This is a genomic window from Streptococcus oralis, assembly GCF_019334565.1.
Classification (GTDB): Bacteria; Bacillota; Bacilli; order Lactobacillales; family Streptococcaceae; genus Streptococcus; species Streptococcus oralis_CR.
In genome coordinates this window covers 975,345-994,801 of the sequence record NZ_CP079724.1, presented here as the reverse complement: position 1 = coordinate 994,801, position 19,457 = coordinate 975,345, and the positions used below count along the sequence as shown (strand labels likewise).

Sequence of the window (19,457 nt, the reverse complement as noted above, 5' to 3'; positions counted from 1 at the left end):
ATACCATGCTAGGAGCAATAGTTGGAGATATTGTAGGCTCAGTTTACGAATGGAACAATATTAAAACAAAAGACTTTCCATTATTTCGTGAGGATTGTTTTTTCACGGATGATACGGTTATGACCTGTGCTGTTGCAGAAGCCATTATGAATGGCGGTCAGAAGGATGACTTTATTGACGCCATGAAAAAATATGGTAGAATGTATCCCGATGCAGGTTACGGTGCAAGATTTGGGAATTGGGTTGATGGCGACGATCGAGAACCTTATAATAGCTTTGGAAATGGCTCAGCAATGCGTGTTTCTCCATGTGCCTGGACCATGGATTGTAGTTTCTGTGCACGAACGGGAGTCTGGCCGTCCAGAAGAGCAGTTGCACGACTTTCTGCAGAGGTGACTCATAACCATCCAGAGGGTGTCAAAGGAGCTATGGCGACGTCTGATACTATATTTATGTGTCGTTATTACTTTGGAGGTTACAGTGGTGACTATGGAAAACCGATCAACGATAATCCTACAGAGTGTAAGAGACTTATCAAGGAGCATATAGAACAAGAGTATGGATATAATCTTTCTCAAACACTAGATGAAATTCGTCCTACTTATCGTTTCAATGAAACTTGCCAGAATACGGTACCTCAAGCTATCATTGCCTTTCTTGAAAGTACAGACTTTGAGGATGCTATCAGAAATGCCATCTCCCTTGGTGGCGATAGTGATACTCTTGCTGCAATAACGGGGAGTATAGCTGAGGCGGCATATGGCATTCCGGACTGGATCAAGGAACAGACCTATTCCTATCTAGACAACCCGTTAAAGGAAGTCATTGAACGATGGGAGCTTTTCATAGCAGGAAAATGATTGTTTAGTTAAGTAGGAAGGTGGCAACGATGGAATTACTTGATATGTATAAAAAAGAAAAAGTTATAGAGGTTATCACAAATATTTTAAAGGCTATTCACCTGAAAAAATATGAAGACATTATGAAGTATGTCGATGAATCAGAGATTGACGATTTAAACGAGTTCTTTAGTTATGTTGAAAAGACATTAGAATTGAATGATTTTGACACGATTGATGAGTATGGTGTGGAGTGTCATTTCAATCCGCCTTATGAGTACTCTCAATTGGAAATTTATGATTATGACGACCAGACTGGGTTTGCTGTTGATTATGATTTGACTTCAAATTCTGAATTAGTAGATATGAGATTGCAAGTAGAGTTTCTATATACCGACAATGGCTATACAGTAAGATTTCTTGATGTCGATCCTGGTTAGGAGAAGTTTAACAAGCAATATCCTTGATATACTATTTATACAGGCATTTAAGATTTTCTTGAATGTCTTTTTTTGTACAAGAGTAAGGTCAAAGCTTTTAAACTATCAAGTTTTCCTATCAATAGGTCAATTGTCTTTAAATGCATTTTATGAATGAATCTAAATGGTTATAGAAAGTTATTTCTAGTATGTTCGTGCTATAATAGTTTTAGACTTTTTATTTTTGGAGATTTAAATGAAAAAATATAAGCATTTATTATGGCTTTCTGGCCTGGTCATCGTTTTGATTTCGCTATCTTCATTGAATGCTTGTAGTTTGGGTGTTGAAACTATTCCCCAAAATAGAACAAAGGAACAGTACGAGTTTGAGAAAACGTTTGATCTCATGTTTAAATTTTTGGAACAAGAGCAGAAGGATTTTAATGGGCTGGAAGCTTATAAAAGTAGCGTCTATATAAAAAATGGTGACGAAGTCAAAAGATATGAAATTGACCTAGATATTACCAAGGCAGATGGTAAGGGTGACTATAGAATACAAATCGGAGAAAACAAAAAAACGGTTCCCGTTAGTTATTCTAATGGCAAATTGCATTACGATTCGGAGATAGACCCTTTATTTGATGAAGAGATTCTTAATTTAGTTGTCAAAAGAGATGTTTTTGAGTCCTTGAATATAAAAAGAACGTTAAGAACTGGAACAACAGAGCTTAGTGAAATTATCTACCAGCCAGAAAATAACTCTGACCTCTTTCAGAAACTGAAAAGCAAATATGATCTACCAGAGGAAACAACGTGCCAAATTAGAATAGATCACTCAGATAAAACAAATTATGGGATTACAATACAGTTAACATCGAAAGAGATGTCTGTCAAAATTGGTTTAACTATTATTAAAAAACGGGGCTAACGATTTAGGAATGTTATTGAAAAGAGTTTTTTAACTCTGAGAAGGATTTAAAGGTGACTATGAAAGTAAAATTTAAAGAAACGAATAAAGTATTTTTCAAAATAGTAGAAGTAGAGGGAGAAAAGTATATTCTAGATTTGACGACTGTTAGACCAAAATCCTATTTCTGGGGTTCTCTTCCCGATGAAATTACTGCAAAAATGCAAAAGTTAGATAAAAGAGATATGCGTTTTGAGAGTGTAGCTCCAACTATGAGTAAATCAATTGGGGTTGCAATTGGAACAGCAATAGGGGGTTCTGGCTATCGGCTTGTGACAAATTTTTTTAGAAACAATGGGATTAGTCACAACCTTCCTTTAAAGATAGGATTATATGGCTTGTTCATCTTCCTAGCTTATCTTGCTTTCTGGTTCATTGCCATAAGAGCTCGTCATAGCGTCCAAAAAAGACTTGAGAATAAAGCTTCAAATTATCAAATAACCTTTAAACCAGTTGGAAATAAACGTCAATTAAAACATTACAAACTTCTTCCTTTTATCCTTGTTCCGACTCTTGGATGTTTTGCATTCTATCTATATACTATTAACGGAACAGAGGGAGCCTTACTTGTTATTAATAGTATTCTATTATTGGGATTTTTTACAGTGATTTTAGGCATGTCACCACTCCGAGAAAGTGTCGAAAAGCAAGAGATTATTTTTGATAGAATAGAGAAGTTATAAGTTAAGATGAAGGATGTTTTATAATTTTCTTATGCAGGTCATATGGTTCAATTCATCAAAAAATTAGGGAATTAATTAGAAAGTGTTTTGAGGAATAGACGTGGAATTAAAATTTAAGTATTCGAATATAGCAGTTTTTAGAATCGTTGAGTTTAAGAGTAAAAGTTATATCTTAGATCCTACCACTATAAAAGGCAAATCCTATTTCTTCGGTTCACTTCCGAAAGAGGTCACTGCTGAGATGGTTGAGCTATCTCCATCTAATGATAGTTTTAGAATAAAATCGAAGACACCAATAGGTGCACCTACTGCTTTAGCTATCATGATTCAGCCATTGGTAGGTATCTCGTATAAACTCATAGAAAAATCATTCATTGATTGGGGTATAAGTCAACAGCTTTTTTTGAAATTAGGTGTGTTTGCATTCTCCTTATTCTTGTCTTATCTTATGGCTGTCTTCTATGAAAAAAGTGCGGTTGGAAAGTTTGAATCAAGAATTCCCAAAAACAGTAAACGTTGTCGACTTGTTTTTGAACCCAAAGGTAAACGAATGATTGATTGGTATGTAATTTTAGCAATTAATATTGTCTGTTTAATGTTTTTTATGGGAACTAATGATGGCTCAGAAGGAGTCTTGTTGATTATTAATGGCATAATTTCTTGGTTTTACTTTGTAATGATGAGAATGCCACAAGTTCCCTCATACTATAAGACACTAACATTAACTGAAATTGAAGAGCTATAAATACAGAATGCCGAGAAGTTAGAAATGACATTGATTTCGGTATTAAATCAATTCAGAAAGTGTTTGGGTGGTAATTTTGAAAATTAATTTTAGAGGATTAGATGTTGCTTATTTTGATGTGTTAGAGATGGGAGAGAAAAAGTACGTTCTTGATTCCAACTCCACAACACCAAAGAGTTATTATTGGGGACTTTCCCCTGAAACCCTTGAAGTTGATTTGATAGAACTTGATAGTCAGAATAAAAATTTTGACAAAAAGATTAAAATGGGTCCTTCAGGAATGCGTATGGTATCTATTGGTTTTGGTCTTCTTTCGTATGAAGTAGTAACATCAATTTTTAGATATTATGATATTAGTCATAAACTATATTTAAAAGTATCTTTATTTCTCATATCTATTTTGGTAGCCTATATTGTCTATCAAGGTATTTTAATCAAATCAAGGAAGGAGATTTCAAGTCGTTTATCGCAGGAAAAGAAGAGGTTTAAAATAGTCTTTCAGAATAATAAGAAAAAAAGACAATTCCATGCCTATTTATTTCTCATTTTACATACAATTGCTTTCTCTATTTATATGGGACAAGATAATGGAACAGAAGCTGCAATTCTAGTGTTGAATGGTTTGTTGACCTATCTATTCATTTGGATTGAATCTGGCGTTATTCCATTGACTTATGCTTATCAAAAGAAATACCTAGAATTTAAATAACTGAAAAAGCTATAATGTAACTTATAACGAAATTCAGAAAGTGTTTGGGTGGTAAATGATTCATTTAAAGTTCAAGACTGCTTATATGATAGTACGGATGCAGTTAAGGATGCTTTAATAAAAACAACGGATGCAATTGGTGAAGGCTTGAAAAAATAGGAGGGTAGTTTAGTTAATGGTGAAGGTGAATAGGAAAGACAACACAAAGATTTCTAATATACAAAGAGAAAGATACCATGGTCCTTTGATTACACATGGTGTTAGTTTAGTTTATATTAAGTTATATCCATGGATCGCTTTAGCATTAACTGGTTTTATGTATTTAGTTGGAAGTTATGAAGATAATATAGGTATCTTTAAAGGGCTTTCTTTGCTTTGCGGTGTTGTGAATATATTTGGCATTATCATTTCTTTTATTCCCTATTTTGTTAACACCTGGAAGACTTTAACATATTATTTAATAGCCCTCACAGTGTTAAGCTTAGTGATAGGTTTCGATTTTATTGGTTTATTAATGATTATTTCAGACGGCAGTCCTATAGGAGCCAAGGAGATATATCAATCCCCTCTCACTCCATTTTATGTTATCTTTATATTACTTCTTTTTATCTTTGCATGTGGTCTTTATGCTTGGCACTATCTCCCAAAGAATCAGGGGAAAGTCTGGGCCTTTAATCAAGTAAAAGAGGGAGATAGAACGAAAACATGGTGGAATAATTTTGCTATAGCTTTTGCTGGGGCAACAATTATTCCCTCCCTCCTAACAGGTTATATTCAGATTGCTTTTGGTGTTTTATTGGGAATTTTGTTGACCTTGACTTTGCCGGCCGTTATGGTAGATGCGGTTTATGCAGCTATTTATGTAAAAAAGCACAAGCACCCTGATAGTGATGAATTAGCTTAAAAAGCAAAATGGTTAAGAAATATGGAAATAAGACCTAAAAAGTTAGTTCTTCATAATTAATTTGGTTATGAAGAAAGTTTGTGTCAATTACCATATTCGATTCAATTCTCAGCCTATGTCAACGATAATCCTAAGCAGTCTTTAAAAGCGGAGTTGTATTTTCCAGATGCAAGCATTTCAACTTTTACTTTGATCAAACCCGATCCTTTTAAAGACAAAAAGAAGAAGATGTCACGATGGTCTATAGGTGAGATTGAGTTGTCAGACGACCCATCTTGGAGAAAGGAGTAAAAATGAATTATTTAGAAATACGCAAGAAATATGGATTTTATAGAAAAATCGTGATTGTTTTGGCTGTTCTTCTCAGTCTTTTTGTAGCTTGGATGGTGAAAGATAGGACTATTCAAACCCTTTGTATTTTATTCATAAGTGCACTCTTATTTCTTTTCATTGCACTAATCAGAAGAGGGTATGTAAAGAGTGGTACTAAGTTACTGCATATGGACTTAGATTTACCATCTTGGAAGCAATACATTGAATTGAAGAAAGATGCAAAAAGAGCTATTATAAAAATGGATGTGACACTAACATCTGTTGGCTATTCCTATATGATTGGTGATTTCGATGCTGCCATTAAGGAGGCTTCTGAAGCAATGACTGATCAAAAACTGAAGCCGAAATATAGGGATTTCTTTGAGAGTTACCTCGTTCGCTCGACAGTTCTTGCAAATCCAAACCTGACCAGGGACCAGCTTGATCTTATGCTAAACAAAATGTCCATATCAGATTCCTCTCTAGCTGAGAAAACAAAAAGCGTTAGTATTGCGCTTTACGATTTAACAATTGCTCATCAATTCAATGATTATTTTGAAGAATTGGAAAACGAATTTAAATATCAACAATTGGAAATCACTTACTATCAAGCCTTGAACTCTAAATTAAAAGGAGATATGACTAGGGCGAATGAGTTGTTTAAAAAACTCGCTCAAGAAGATGAACAGCTCTATATCGTCCAGAAGTCTAAAGAATTTTTAAAAAGTGAATCTATTAATTAGCGATGAATAAGTACAGATAAGGATTTAATATGAAATCAAACAGTTTATTTTTTTTTAATGGAATTTTTGCTTTAACGTGCTCTCCCATTATTGCATTTGCATTTTTCTATAGATGGGAGATAAGATTTATCAATGGGGCTCTTCGTTTTGTTGATAAACCAGCATGGGCTTTTTCAGTAAATTTAATTAGTTTTATATTTCTTGTTTGTTCTATACTTGCAATTTTCATTTATAGAAAAGAATCAAATGGTCGTAAGAAAAGCTTTTTGTTTCTTTTAGTTGCATCTATCACAGGTTTTATCCCCTTCCTTTCATTTTTTTCAGCAATTTTTGCTCTTATTGCTGGAATTTTATATTTGGTTGATTTTAATCGATTGGTAAAAGAATAAACTAGAAGGTATTTATCATTTTCAGCATATCCAACCTTTTTTAGAACTGATTCTCTCAATCTCCAGTACGTCTGATTTCTATTTTCTGAGGTTTCATTATATAATAGCATTATATGTGATGACTGATGTAGTTACACTAACATTTCTATTTAAAAATTAAGGAGTATTATCAATGAAAAAAGCAATGTTAATTATCAACCCTACCTCTGGTGGGGAAAAGGCTTTGGATTATAAGGTCAAACTGGAGAATAAAGCCAAAGATTATTTTGAGCACGTTGAAACCAAAATTACCGAAAAAGCACTGGATGCAACACACTTTGCTGAGGAAGCGTCTCGTGAGCAGTACGATGCAGTGGTTGTTTTCGGTGGAGACGGGACTGTCAATGAAGTCATTTCGGGTATTGCTGAGAGAGACTACATTCCTAAGTTAGGGATTATTCCAGGCGGTACGGGCAACCTCATTACGAAACTGTTGGAAATCAATCAAGACATCGATGGTGCGATTGATGAACTCGATTTTAATTTAACCAACAAGATTGATATCGGTAAAGCAAATGATAACTATTTTGGTTATATCTTTAGTATCGGTTCTCTTCCAGAGGCGATTCACAATGTGGAGATCGAGGACAAGACAAAATTCGGTATTTTAGCCTATGCTGTAAATACTATGAAGTCTGTGATGACGGATCAGGTCTTTAACATTAAGGTTGAGACAGAAAATGGAAATTATGAAGGTGAAGCGAGCCATGTTTTGGTTCTCTTGACCAATTACTTCGCTGATAAGAAAATCTTTGAAGAAAACAAGGACGGCTATGCTAATATTTTAATTCTAAAAGATGCTTCAATATTCTCTAAATTATCCGTCATTCCTGATTTACTAAAAGGAGATGTTGTTGGAAATGATAATATTGAGTATATCAGAGCACGTAATATTAAAATCTCTTCAGATAGTGAATTGGAGTCAGATGTTGACGGCGATAAGTCGGATAACCTACCTGTAGAGATTAAGGTACTGGGCCAGCATATTGAAGTCTTTTCACAACCGAAAGAGTAGAAGATAGAAACAAGTTTGTCTTTCACTGCTAAAACTGGTTTCATGTCAAAGATTGGAGGAGGAATGAATTCTCTATTTGATGAATTCCGAATAATTTGTTCTCATTTAAACCAAGTCGGAATCACACCAACGCTCATGGGGTCTTTGGGTTTTGAATATCGTTCAAATGAAGAATGGCAGCCGTCTGACATTGACATTCATGTTTCTGGAGATCCTAGAGGCTGGGAAGCGCCCGATCATCTCAGGATTTATGACTGGGACAAGATATTGAAAGTGATGAATCTCTTAGGATATACCTTGGTAGATATTCACGAGCATGAATTCCAAAAAGATGGCGTGAGCGTTGAATTTGGAAGTATCAATTCATTACCAGATTTTGCAGGAGTTTCAGAATCAGATATAGAGTTGATTCATCTCGAGGACATCACTTTTCGTGTTCCAAGTTTAGAACAGTATTTAAGCATTTACAAAGCTTCTTCCCAAGATTCCTATCGAAATGACCACAATAACAATAAGGATTTTAAAAAGATAGAGTGGCTGGAAAGGCATTTGTAAATCATCAATCAGAAAGTAGTAGGTATTAAGACTTACTGCTTTTTTATATTCTCGAAAACAATCCACTCAAAACTACGGACTAGTCTTGAAAATAAAATTTTAAAGTAGTATACTAGAATCAAGACTTTGAAAACGTTTGCGCAGCAAGATGAATAAAAGTAAACTAGGAGACAGAACAATGGAATTAACAGCCATTTACCATAGACCAGAGTCGGAGTATGCTTATCTTTATAAGGAAAAGATAATGCATATTCGTATCCGGACTAAGAAAGATGATATTGAAAGTATCCATTTGCATTATGGAGACACTTTTATCTTTTTAGAGGACCATTATGAAGCAAGCAAGGCGATGGTCAAAGTAACTTCCGATGCCTTATTTGATTACTGGCAAGTGGAAGTTACGGTTGGCTATGCGCGACTCCAGTATCTCTTTGAACTCAAGGATAAGCAAGGTCAGAGTATTTTTTATGGCGATAAGGGATGTGTTGAAAACACGCTAGAAAATCTTCATTATGAAGGAAATGGATTTAAAATTCCTTATATTCATGAGATTGATGCTTGTCATGTTCCTGACTGGGTAGCAAAGACGGTATGGTACCAGATTTTCCCAGAACGCTTTGCTAATGGCAATCCTGAGATTTCTCCAGAAGGGGCTCTGGCTTGGGATTCCTCTATCAAACCAAAGACGAGCGATTTCTTTGGTGGTGATTTACAAGGTATCATTGACCATCTGGATTACTTGCAAGACTTAGGGGTCACAGGACTTTATCTCTGTCCGATTTTTGAATCCCCAAGCAATCACAAGTATAATACGACGGATTATTTCGAAATTGACCATCATTTTGGAGATAAGGAAACCTTTCGTAAACTGGTGGAGGAGGCCCATCAGAGAGACATGAAAATCATGCTGGATGCTGTTTTCAATCATATCGGGGATCAGTCTCCACAGTGGCAGGATGTCCTCAAGCATGGTGAAAAGTCGGAATATAAAGACTGGTTTCATGTTCAGGAGTTTCCAGTGAGCAAGAATAAGCTGGGAAACCCAAGAAAACTTCCTTATCATACCTTCGCTTTTGCCAGCTATATGCCCAAGCTCAATACGGCCAATCCTCAAGTGAGGGACTATTTGTTAAAGGTTGCGACCTACTGGATTGAAGAGTTGGGTATTGATGCTTGGCGCCTGGATGTGGCAAATGAAGTAGACCATCAATTTTGGAGAGATTTCCGTAAGGCTGTCTTGGCTAAAAAGCCTGACCTTTATATTCTTGGAGAGGTCTGGCACACTTCTCAGCCTTGGCTAAATGGAGATGAATTCCACGCAGTCATGAACTATCCTCTCTCCGACAGCATCAAGGATTATTTCTTGCGAGGGACTAAGAAGACACCTCAATTCATCAATGAAATCAATAGCCAATCAATGTACTATAGACAACAGATTTCGGAAGTGATGTTTAATCTTCTAGATTCTCACGATACGGAACGCATTTTGGCTACTGCCAAGGGAGATGCCCAACTGGTTAAGTCTGCCCTAGCTTGCCTCTTTCTACAAAGAGGGACACCGTGTTTCTACTATGGAACGGAGTTGGAGTTAGATGGAGGACCAGATCCAGATTGTCGTCGTGTCATGCCTTGGGAACGTGTTTCAGACAGTAATGACATGCTTAGTTTTATGAAGAAGTTGATTCAGCTTCGTAAGGATGTTTCAGGCATTATCCAACATGGCACCTATAGTCTGCAAGAAATCAAGCCAGATGTTCTAGCTCTAGAATGGAATTATGATGGAAAAAAACTCCAAGCTATTTTTAACCAATCAACTGAAAACTATCTTTTAGAAGACAGTGATGCTGTAGCGCTAGCCAGTCATTTCCAAGTATTGGAGCAGCAACTGGTGATATTGCCTAAAGGTTTTGTGATTTTTTACTAGGGAGAAATTAAAAGTGAAAAGAAAATTCTAGTATAGAAAGCATTTTACAAACAGACTATTTGGTGTCTTGCTACAACTGATATATAATTTAACTTAGAGAGAATAGGAGGATTAATCAGATGGAATTAAAAGATTTTACAGAAAAAGAACAGGAAATGATTAAGAAAGGGCTGACTACGTCTAAGATTAGTGACAAGGAAACTGCTGAGAAAATTCTTGCGCTTGTCCCACAAGACTTGATTAAGCGCATCCCTTTTTTTTGTCAGAAAACATGCTACAACACGTACTATTAAACGCATTTCAATTGAACACCCTGAACTCTACGCTGCAGCCCAAACAAGTGGTGAAATCCCAGAAAAAGAACGTGAAGAATTGCGTCAGATTATCACGACTATCTTTGAACAAAAGATGAATAAGCATAGTATTAATTAGAGAATGAAAATATATTTTATTGGCGGTTTGGGAAGTAATGTCTGTCATAGCAAGGATTTTCTTCAAGAGCTAGACTCGATTGCTTGTTTTATAAATCCATATGAAAAGTATTTTAGAGATGAAATAGAGTTGAAATCATGGTTTAAAAAGGAGATAGTTGGGGAAGAATCTATCTGTCTGATAGGCCATTCTCTCGGAGGAGATTTGGCTCGTTATTTCGCATCGGAATTTCAAGAAGTGAAAAAACTGATTCTTTTGGATGGTGGCTATTTAGATTTAGATAAGATTTTACCTTTAGATACAGAGTTAGAGGAAACCAAAAACTATATCAAGTCTCAAAACCTTTCTGACATAGATATTCTTATTTCTAAAGAAAAATCTGAAGCAAAGCATTGGTCAAAAAATATGGAAGAAGCTGTAAGACATTCCTATCATTGGAATGTGCAGTATAATAGATATGAGTTAGCTATAAATTATGAAAATATAGAAACGTTACTACAGCTACGGAGAAAAATACAAGCGTTTAAGAGAAAAGTGGGAAATACCTTGTTTATTAGTCCTCGATATCCTAATGAAGTAGCATGGAGAGAAGAGGCTCTAAAAGAATTGCCAGACTATTTTGATACTATTTTTCTAGATAACTTTGATCATGAGCTTTATACTCAAGCACCTAAAGAAATTGCTTCTTTGATTAATGAGTGGCTCTCTTATTCTTAGCGAACGATTGATTGAACTATGATAATTAATATAAGATTACAGTCTACTCAGATTCAATAAAAATCGTACACCTGATGATTTGTCTGGTGAAGGAAATATTCCACAGTACAGTCGGACGGAATAGATAGAAATTGGTTATAGAATTTGTAAGCATAATAGATTTTAAACTTTAAGATGGAGGATTAAAGAGATGGGAAAAATTGAATGGGAAAATGCAAAGACACGTTTAGATGCCTTACTTGTCATTGATGAGTATCGGACAGATCCAAGTGAGGATTGGCTCAGACTCGTGATTAAGACTGAGGAAAACTATGGACTCCGCTACCTTATTGACAATGGCTCTGGTGATTCTCTAGATGTGATTTTGACTGATAAAATGATCCTCATAAAAGGTTTTGATCATGAAAATAGTTTAAGTCAATTTGCTGCTGACGAGTGGAATCAAGACATCATAGACGGATTTTATAGAGGACTAGATGAAAAGTATCAAAACCTTTACTCAGAAGAGCAAAAAGATGAAACAACCTTCTTTATCTGGTATGACGGTCAAGAGCATCAAAATACCTACAAAGAGCAGGACGGTGGCGAATGGTTGTTATCCTATTTCTTTGACAGTTTTGAGAAATTTCATGAGTTTGTGACGGATTACTATTCAATTACCGTAGATGAGGACTTACTTAGAAAACTTTACAATCAAGGACAGCTTTCAGAAGTAGAATTGGAGCAGTTGATTCCCACTTCCTAGCTGGAAATATTTATGAAATCTGATGAAAAGAATTGATTTTCAATATCAAGTTATACTTTAAGATTATTGAAGCAGCTAATGGTTGTAGTTTCTTTTTTCTTATTCCTATGACGTTTTAAAGCGATTTCCTTTTATAGTTCAACAGAATTTGACGAACAAAAAATAAAATTCTTTAAAAAAGTTTCACAAAATCCTTTACAAGCTCTTATAAACATGATATAGTTATTAGGCTTAGAAAATGAGATGATGTTTTCTAGCAAATATAAACCCGAGTAAAAAATGCCTACGGACAGGCAGGGTTGAATGCCGAAGCGTGGTTAAAAAGCCACATTATTGATAGGGTTAAAAGCCTACTTTTATAAGTTGATGTTAGGACGTTTGTCCTAATTCATAAATTTTAGTGTGGTGAAAGCACACGTCATCTTGTGAAACGATCAATAAAGTACGTAATATTTGCTACTAGAGAGTTAGGAAACATCGGGAACAGACATACTCAACAGAAACCAAAATAAACACGTCAGAAGATTGCAGAGCAGGTGAAAACCTGCTCTTTTTTCATAAGTCAACCTTTAGTCGCCTTTATCTTCTTGAGGTGCTAAAAATACGGTAAAGGAGTATGTCTTGAAGAAGTTAGATCAAAACCAAGCCCCAATTTACGAGGCCTTGGTCAAACTACGCAAGAAAAGGATTGTTCCCTTTGATGTGCCAGGTCACAAGCGTGGACGAGGAAATCCAGAACTTGTCGAACTGTTAGGAGAAAAATGTGTTGGCATTGATGTCAATTCTATGAAACCCTTGGATAATCTCGGCCATCCTATTTCGATTATTCGGGATGCAGAGGAGTTGGCAGCGGATGCTTTTGGAGCGGCGCATGCCTTTCTCATGATTGGGGGAACAACCTCATCAGTTCAAACTATGATTCTTTCGACTTGTAAGGCAGGAGATAAGATTATTCTGCCACGTAATGTTCACAAATCTGCTATCAATGCGTTGGTTCTATGTGGTGCCATACCCATCTATATCGAGATGAGTGTGGATCCTAAAATTGGCATCGCTTTAGGTCTTGAAAATGACCGTGTTGAACAAGCTATTAAGGAGCATCCAGATGCTAAAGCTATCCTAATCAACAATCCTACCTACTATGGGATTTGTTCGGATCTGAGAGGATTAACAGATATGGCTCACGAAGCTGACATGCTTGTTTTAGTGGATGAAGCCCATGGAGCGCATTTGCATTTTACAGACAAATTGCCATTGTCAGCTATGGACGCTGGCGCTGATATGGCGGCGGTCTCTATGCATAAGTCTGGTGGGAGTTTGACCCAGAGCTCCATCCTTCTTATCGGGGAGCAGATGAATCCTGAGTACGTTCGTCAGATTATCAACCTGACCCAGTCAACATCAGCATCTTACTTGTTGATGGCTAGTCTGGATATTTCACGTCGTAACTTAGCTCTTCGTGGCAAAGAGTCTTTTGAGAAAGTCATTGAGCTATCCGAATACGCTCGTCGTGAAATCAATGCTATCGGTGGTTACTATGCCTACTCAAAAGAGTTAATAGACGGAGTGTCCGTCTGTGATTTTGACGTGACCAAGCTGTCCGTTTACACTCAGGGAATTGGGCTAACAGGGATAGAGGTTTATGATCTCTTGCGAGATGAGTACGACATTCAGATTGAGTTTGGGGATATTGGGAATATCTTAGCTTATATTTCAATCGGTGACCGCATCCAAGACATCGAACGTTTGGTCGGGGCTTTGGCGGATATCAAGAGACTCTACTCAAGAGATGGAAAAGATTTGATTGCTGGAGAATATATCCAGCCCGAGTTAGTGCTGTCTCCTCAGGAAGCCTTTTATTCAGAGAGAAGAAGTTTAACATTGGATGAATCTGTTGGACAAGTCTGTGGAGAATTTGTCATGTGCTATCCTCCAGGGATTCCAATCCTAGCACCAGGTGAACGCATTACACGAGAGATTGTGGATTATATCCTGTTTGCCAAAGAACGTGGTTGCTCCCTCCAAGGGACGGAAGATCCAGAAGTCAATCACATCAATGTCATTAAAAGAAAGGAGAACTAGATGGATTTATGGTTTTCTGAAGTTCATACTCCAGATGTGAAACTGTCCCTGAGAACAGCTAAACAACTCTACGCTGGAAAAAGTGAGTGGCAGGATATCGAAGTCTTAGATACGCCAGCTTTCGGAAAGATATTGATTTTAAATGGGCATGTTTTGTTCTCAGATGCGGATGATTTCGTATACAACGAAATGACTGTTCACGTTCCCATGGCTGTTCACCCGAATCCAAAGAAAGTCTTGGTTATTGGGGGTGGTGACGGTGGTGTTGCCCAAATATTGACGCTCTATCCAGAATTGGAACAAATCGATATTGTAGAACCTGATGAAATGTTGGTAGAGGTTTGTCGTGAGTATTTTCCAGACTTTGCTGCGGGGCTAGATGATCCTCGTGTTACCATTTACTATCAAAATGGACTGCGATTTTTGAGAAACTGTGAGGATGATTACGATATCATTATCAACGATGCGACGGATCCATTTGGACATACGGAAGGGCTCTTTACCAAGGAATTTTACGGGAACAGTTACAGAGCCTTGAAAGAAGACGGCATCATGATCTATCAGCATGGGAGTCCCTTCTTTGACGAGGATGAGTCAGCTTGCCGAAGCATGCACCGCAAGGTCAATCAAGCCTTTCCAATCAGCCGGGTTTATCAGGCCCATATCCCAACCAGTCCTGCTGGCTATTGGTTGTTTGGATTTGCATCGAAAAAATATCACCCTGTTAAAGATTTTGACAAGGAAGGCTGGAAAAAACGCCAGCTTTTCACAGAATACTATACTGCAAACTTACATGTGGGGGCCTTTATGTTGCCCAAGTATGTAGAAGACATTTTAGAAGAAGAGGAAGGAAAAAAATGAGTCGTTTATTAGTTATCGGATGTGGAGGCGTTGCCCAAGTTGCTATTTCAAAGATTTGCCAAGATAGCGAAACCTTTACAGAGATTATGATTGCTAGCCGCACCAAGTCGAAATGTGATGACTTGAAGGCTAAATTAGAAGGGAAAACAAGTACAAAGATTGAAACAGCTGCTCTTGATGCTGATAAGGTAGAAGAGGTCATTGCCTTGATTGAAAGCTACAAGCCAGAAGCTGTTTTGAACGTGGCACTACCTTATCAAGATTTGACCATTATGGATGCTTGTTTGGCGACAGGTGTCCACTATATTGACACAGCCAACTATGAGGCTGAGGACACAGAAGACCCAGAATGGCGTGCCATTTATGAAAAACGCTGTAAGGAACTTGGTTTTACAGCCTACTTTGACTACTCGTGGCAGTGGGCTTATCAGGAGAAATTTAAAGAAGCAGGCTTGACAGCTCTTCTTGGATCTGGTTTTGACCCAGGTGTGACTAGTGTCTTTTCAGCCTATGCTCTCAAACACTATTTTGATGAAATCCACTATATCGACATTTTAGACTGTAATGGTGGTGACCACGGTTATCCATTTGCAACAAACTTTAACCCAGAAATCAATCTCCGCGAGGTTTCTGCGCCAGGTTCTTACTGGGAAGATGGGAAATGGGTTGAAGTCGAAGCTATGTCTATCAAGCGTGAGTATGACTTCCCTCAAGTTGGACAGAAAGACATGTATCTCCTTCACCATGAAGAAATTGAATCATTGGCCAAGAACATTCCCGGTGTCAAACGCATTCGTTTCTTTATGACTTTTGGTCAATCTTATTTAACGCATATGAAATGCTTGGAAAACGTTGGTCTTCTTCGTACGGATGCTATTAACTTTAACGGTCAAGAAATTGTACCAATCCAATTCTTGAAAGCCTTGCTTCCAGATCCTGCCAGCCTTGGCCCACGTACAGTTGGTAAAACCAATATTGGATGTATCTTTACAGGTGTCAAAGATGGTCTTGAGAAGACCATCTACATCTACAATGTTTGCGATCATCAAGAATGTTACGCTGAAGTTGGCTCACAAGCAATTTCTTATACGACAGGTGTTCCAGCCATGATTGGGACAAAATTGGTTATGAACGGAACTTGGAAACAACCGGGTGTTTATAATCTTGAAGAATTGGATCCAGATCCATTCATGGAAGCTTTGAATGAGTACGGCTTGCCATGGGTTGTGGTTGAAAATCCACAAATGGTGGACTAATGAAGTTAGAACAAGTACCAACACCAGCTTATGTCATTGACTTGGCAAAGTTAGAAACCAACTGCCGTATTTTACAGCAAGTTCAGGAGGAAGCCGGTTGCAAGGTTTTACTGGCCCAGAAGGCTTATTCCCTCTATAAAACCTATCCCTTGATTAGCCACTACCTATCTGGTACAACTGCAAGTGGTCTCTATGAAGCTAAGTTAGCTAGAGAAGAGTTTCCGGGGGAAGTCCATGTATTTGCACCTGCTTTCAAGGATGCAGACTTGGAGGAATTGCTGGAGATAACGGACCATATCGTCTTCAACTCGGAGAGACAGTTGCGTAAACATGGTGCTCGTTGCCGAGAGGCTGGTATCAGTGTCGGTTTGCGCCTCAATCCACAGTGTTCAACTCAAGGAGATCACGCGCTCTATGACCCTTGTGCTCCGGGATCTCGGTTTGGAGTTAGCCTAGACAAGATACCGAGTGATTTGTTGGATTTAGTGGACGGACTTCATTTTCATACTCTTTGTGAGCAAGGTTCAGATGATTTAGAGACAACTTTGAAAGCTGTAGAAGAACAGTTTGGACCTTATTTACATGAGGTTAAATGGCTCAATATGGGGGGCGGACACCACATCACAAGAGAAGGTTACGATGTGGATTTGCTGATTTCTGAAATCAAGCGTATCCGAGAAACTTACCATCTTGAGGTCTATATCGAGCCCGGGGAAGCCATTGCGCTCAATGCGGGTTATCTAGCAACTGAAGTATTGGATATTGTCGAAAATGGTATGGAGATCTTAGTTTTAGATGCCTCCGCGACCTGCCATATGCCAGATGTACTTGAAATGCCCTATCGTCCACCTTTGAGAAACGGATTTGATGCGCGTGAAAAAGCCCATACTTATAGGCTTTCTTCTAATACCTGTCTGACGGGCGACGTGATTGGAGATTATAGCTTTGAAAATCCAGTCCAAATAGGTGATAAGCTTTATTTCGAAGACATGGCAATCTACTCCTTTGTTAAAAATAATACCTTTAATGGTATTGGCTTGCCAAGTCTCTATCTCATGGACGAGCGAGGTGACTGTAGTCTAGTCAAAGCCTTCGGCTACCAAGACTTTAAAGGGAGATTATCATGATAGAAACTCCGAAAAAAGCAGGCTATCGTATGCCAGCAGAGTACGAACCACACCATGGTACCCTCATGATATGGCCGACTCGACCAGGTTCATGGCCCTTCCAAGGAAAGGCTGCCAAAAGAGCATTTAGCCAGATTATCAAGACCATAGCAGAAGGGGAAAGAGTCTATCTTTTGGTGGAGCAGGATTATCTATCTGAAGCCCAATCCTATCTAGGAGACAAGGTTGTTTATTTAGATATTCCTACTAATGATGCCTGGGCGCGTGATACTGGGCCGACCATTCTCATCAATGATAAAAAAGAAAAGTTGGCAGTCGACTGGTCTTTTAATGCATGGGGTGGCGCTGTAGATGGTCTTTATCAAGATTATGAAGAGGATAACCAGGTAGCCAGTCGTTTTGCTGAGGCCTTGGAAATGCCTGTCTATGATGCTAAACCTTTTGTACTGGAAGGCGGAGCAATCCATAGCGATGGTCAAGGAACCATTCTTGTGACTGAAAGTTGCCTACTAAGCGCTGGTCGCAATCCTCATCTCAGTAAAGAGGAAATCGAGAGAAGATTATTGAACTATCTTGGCGCTGAAAAAGTTGTCTGGCTTCCTTATGGTATTTATCAGGACGAAACCAATGAACACGTTGATAATGTTGCAGCCTTTGTCGGTCCTGCAGAGCTTGTCTTGGCTTGGACAGATGATCAAAATGATCCTCAGTATGCCATGTCAGCAGCTGATTTAGAGCTTTTAGAGAAGGAAACGGATGCAAAAGGGCGTACCTTCACCATTCATAAACTGCCAATTCCAGCTAATCTACAAGTCGTTACTAAAGAAGATTTACCAGGCTATACTTATGAAGAAGGGGAAGAGGAGCGTTATGAGGGCGAGCGTCTGGCAGCTTCTTATGTCAATTTCTATATTGCCAACAAGTCTGTCTTGGTTCCCCAGTTTGAGGATGTCAATGACCAAGTGGCCCTAGATATCCTCAGCAAGTGTTTCCCAGACCGTAAGGTCGTAGGAATTCCAGCCAGAGATATTCTATTAGGTGGTGGCAATATCCACTGTATCACCCAACAAATCCTAGAATAGGAGAAAAAGATGAGAAATGTTAGAGTTGCAGCGATCCAAATGCAATGCGCCAAGGATGTGGCAACAAATATCCAAACCGCAGAGCGTTTAGTACGTCAGGCTGCAGAACAAGGCGCACAAATTATTCTCTTGCCCGAGTTGTTTGAACGTCCGTATTTTTGTCAGGAACGCCAGTATGACTACTACCAGTATGCCCAGTCGGTGACAGAAAATATAGCCATTCAGCATTTTAAGGTGCTTGCTAAAGAACTACAGGTTGTTCTACCGATTAGTTTCTACGAAAAAGATGGGAATGTCTTATATAACTCTATCGCTGTCATTGATGCTGATGGGGAAGTGCAGGGCGTTTATCGGAAAACCCACATACCAGATGACCATTATTATCAAGAAAAGTTTTATTTCACGCCTGGTAACACTGGTTTCAAGGTCTGGGATACTCGTTATGCTAAGATTGGGATTGGTATCTGTTGGGATCAATGGTTCCCCGAAACAGCGCGCTGTCTTGCATTGAATGGTGCTGAATTGCTCTTTTATCCAACAGCCATCGGTTCAGAGCCAATTCTGGATACAGACAGTTGTGGGCACTGGCAACGTACGATGCAAGGGCACGCAGCAGCAAATATTGTCCCAGTCATTGCAGCCAATCGTTACGGTCTGGAAGAAGTCACTCCTAGTGAGGAAAATGGCGGACAGAGTTCCAGTCTTGACTTCTACGGTTCCTCCTTTATGACGGATGAAACAGGAACTATTCTAGAGAAAGCTGAAAGGCAAGGAGAAGCTGTTTTGTTAGCCACTTATGACCTGGACAAGGGAGCAAGCGAACGCCTCAACTGGGGACTGTTTCGTGATAGAAGACCAGAAATGTACCAACGAATTACGGACTAGAAGGTAAATTTCATATTAAACTTTTGA

Annotated in this window: 20 protein-coding genes and 1 pseudogene; all 21 read left to right on the top strand. The window is 38.2% G+C overall.

Features of this window, described 5'->3' with window-relative positions:
* Positions 1-5: 5 nt before the first annotated feature.
* The 21 genes and pseudogenes from KX728_RS04920 (at position 6) to aguB (ending at position 19,430) form a co-directional block, all read left to right on the top strand.
* The gene (locus KX728_RS04920) at positions 6-860 is read left to right on the top strand and encodes an ADP-ribosylglycohydrolase family protein (protein ID WP_215804658.1); all 855 of its coding nucleotides are present in this window, start codon (positions 6-8) and stop codon (positions 858-860) included.
* A gap of 29 nt (positions 861-889) precedes the next feature.
* Positions 890-1,279 (top strand): DUF7668 domain-containing protein, encoded by a 390-nt coding sequence (locus KX728_RS04915; RefSeq protein ID WP_215804659.1) that lies wholly within the window; start codon positions 890-892, stop codon positions 1,277-1,279.
* Positions 1,280-1,514: 235 nt separating this feature from the next.
* A complete protein-coding gene (locus KX728_RS04910; RefSeq protein ID WP_000760104.1) occupies positions 1,515-2,186 on the top strand; it encodes a hypothetical protein in 672 nt (223 codons plus the stop codon).
* Positions 2,187-2,245: 59 nt separating this feature from the next.
* Positions 2,246-2,908: a DUF443 domain-containing protein gene (locus KX728_RS04905; protein ID WP_215804660.1), complete on the top strand. Its 663-nt coding sequence runs from the start codon at positions 2,246-2,248 to the stop codon at positions 2,906-2,908.
* Positions 2,909-3,008: 100 nt separating this feature from the next.
* A complete protein-coding gene (locus tag KX728_RS04900) occupies positions 3,009-3,653 on the top strand; it encodes a DUF443 domain-containing protein (RefSeq protein WP_215804661.1) in 645 nt (214 codons plus the stop codon).
* 67 nt (positions 3,654-3,720) lie between these two features.
* Positions 3,721-4,362: a DUF443 domain-containing protein gene (locus tag KX728_RS04895; protein WP_215804662.1), complete on the top strand. Its 642-nt coding sequence runs from the start codon at positions 3,721-3,723 to the stop codon at positions 4,360-4,362.
* A 175-nt stretch (positions 4,363-4,537) separates the two neighbouring features.
* Positions 4,538-5,266: a hypothetical protein gene (locus KX728_RS04890; protein ID WP_215804663.1), complete on the top strand. Its 729-nt coding sequence runs from the start codon at positions 4,538-4,540 to the stop codon at positions 5,264-5,266.
* 293 nt (positions 5,267-5,559) lie between these two features.
* Positions 5,560-6,321: a hypothetical protein gene (locus KX728_RS04885; protein ID WP_215804664.1), complete on the top strand. Its 762-nt coding sequence runs from the start codon at positions 5,560-5,562 to the stop codon at positions 6,319-6,321.
* Positions 6,322-6,350: 29 nt separating this feature from the next.
* On the top strand, positions 6,351-6,710 hold the full coding sequence (locus KX728_RS04880; protein WP_000841612.1) for a hypothetical protein: 360 nt from the start codon (positions 6,351-6,353) through the stop codon (positions 6,708-6,710).
* 172 nt (positions 6,711-6,882) lie between these two features.
* Positions 6,883-7,764: a diacylglycerol/lipid kinase family protein gene (locus KX728_RS04875; RefSeq protein ID WP_215804665.1), complete on the top strand. Its 882-nt coding sequence runs from the start codon at positions 6,883-6,885 to the stop codon at positions 7,762-7,764.
* 63 nt (positions 7,765-7,827) lie between these two features.
* Positions 7,828-8,319, top strand: a complete 492-nt coding sequence (locus KX728_RS04870) for a phosphoribosylanthranilate isomerase (RefSeq protein ID WP_215804963.1) — start codon at positions 7,828-7,830, stop codon at positions 8,317-8,319.
* Positions 8,320-8,497: 178 nt separating this feature from the next.
* On the top strand, positions 8,498-10,243 hold the full coding sequence (locus KX728_RS04865) for a glycoside hydrolase family 13 protein (protein ID WP_215804666.1): 1,746 nt from the start codon (positions 8,498-8,500) through the stop codon (positions 10,241-10,243).
* A gap of 119 nt (positions 10,244-10,362) precedes the next feature.
* A pseudogene (locus KX728_RS04860) lies at positions 10,363-10,675 on the top strand (hypothetical protein).
* 3 nt (positions 10,676-10,678) lie between these two features.
* On the top strand, positions 10,679-11,392 hold the full coding sequence (locus KX728_RS04855; protein ID WP_213951990.1) for an alpha/beta hydrolase: 714 nt from the start codon (positions 10,679-10,681) through the stop codon (positions 11,390-11,392).
* Between the two features lie 190 nt (positions 11,393-11,582).
* Positions 11,583-12,137, top strand: a complete 555-nt coding sequence (locus tag KX728_RS04850; protein WP_215804667.1) for a hypothetical protein — start codon at positions 11,583-11,585, stop codon at positions 12,135-12,137.
* A gap of 621 nt (positions 12,138-12,758) precedes the next feature.
* The gene (locus KX728_RS04845) at positions 12,759-14,219 is read left to right on the top strand and encodes an aminotransferase class I/II-fold pyridoxal phosphate-dependent enzyme (protein WP_215804668.1); all 1,461 of its coding nucleotides are present in this window, start codon (positions 12,759-12,761) and stop codon (positions 14,217-14,219) included.
* Positions 14,220-15,080, top strand: coding sequence for a polyamine aminopropyltransferase (gene speE / locus KX728_RS04840; protein WP_156012044.1), 861 nt, complete (start codon positions 14,220-14,222; stop codon positions 15,078-15,080).
* Positions 15,077-16,336: a saccharopine dehydrogenase family protein gene (locus KX728_RS04835; protein WP_215804669.1), complete on the top strand. Its 1,260-nt coding sequence runs from the start codon at positions 15,077-15,079 to the stop codon at positions 16,334-16,336. The genes speE and KX728_RS04835 overlap by 4 nt, the downstream gene beginning before the upstream one ends.
* Positions 16,336-17,463, top strand: a complete 1,128-nt coding sequence (gene nspC, locus KX728_RS04830; RefSeq protein ID WP_215804670.1) for a carboxynorspermidine decarboxylase — start codon at positions 16,336-16,338, stop codon at positions 17,461-17,463. The genes KX728_RS04835 and nspC overlap by 1 nt, the downstream gene beginning before the upstream one ends.
* On the top strand, positions 17,460-18,545 hold the full coding sequence (gene aguA, locus KX728_RS04825) for an agmatine deiminase (protein WP_215804671.1): 1,086 nt from the start codon (positions 17,460-17,462) through the stop codon (positions 18,543-18,545). The genes nspC and aguA overlap by 4 nt, the downstream gene beginning before the upstream one ends.
* A 9-nt stretch (positions 18,546-18,554) precedes the next feature.
* The gene (aguB, locus tag KX728_RS04820; RefSeq protein ID WP_215804672.1) at positions 18,555-19,430 is read left to right on the top strand and encodes an N-carbamoylputrescine amidase; all 876 of its coding nucleotides are present in this window, start codon (positions 18,555-18,557) and stop codon (positions 19,428-19,430) included.
* The last annotated feature ends 27 nt before the right edge of the window (positions 19,431-19,457 follow it).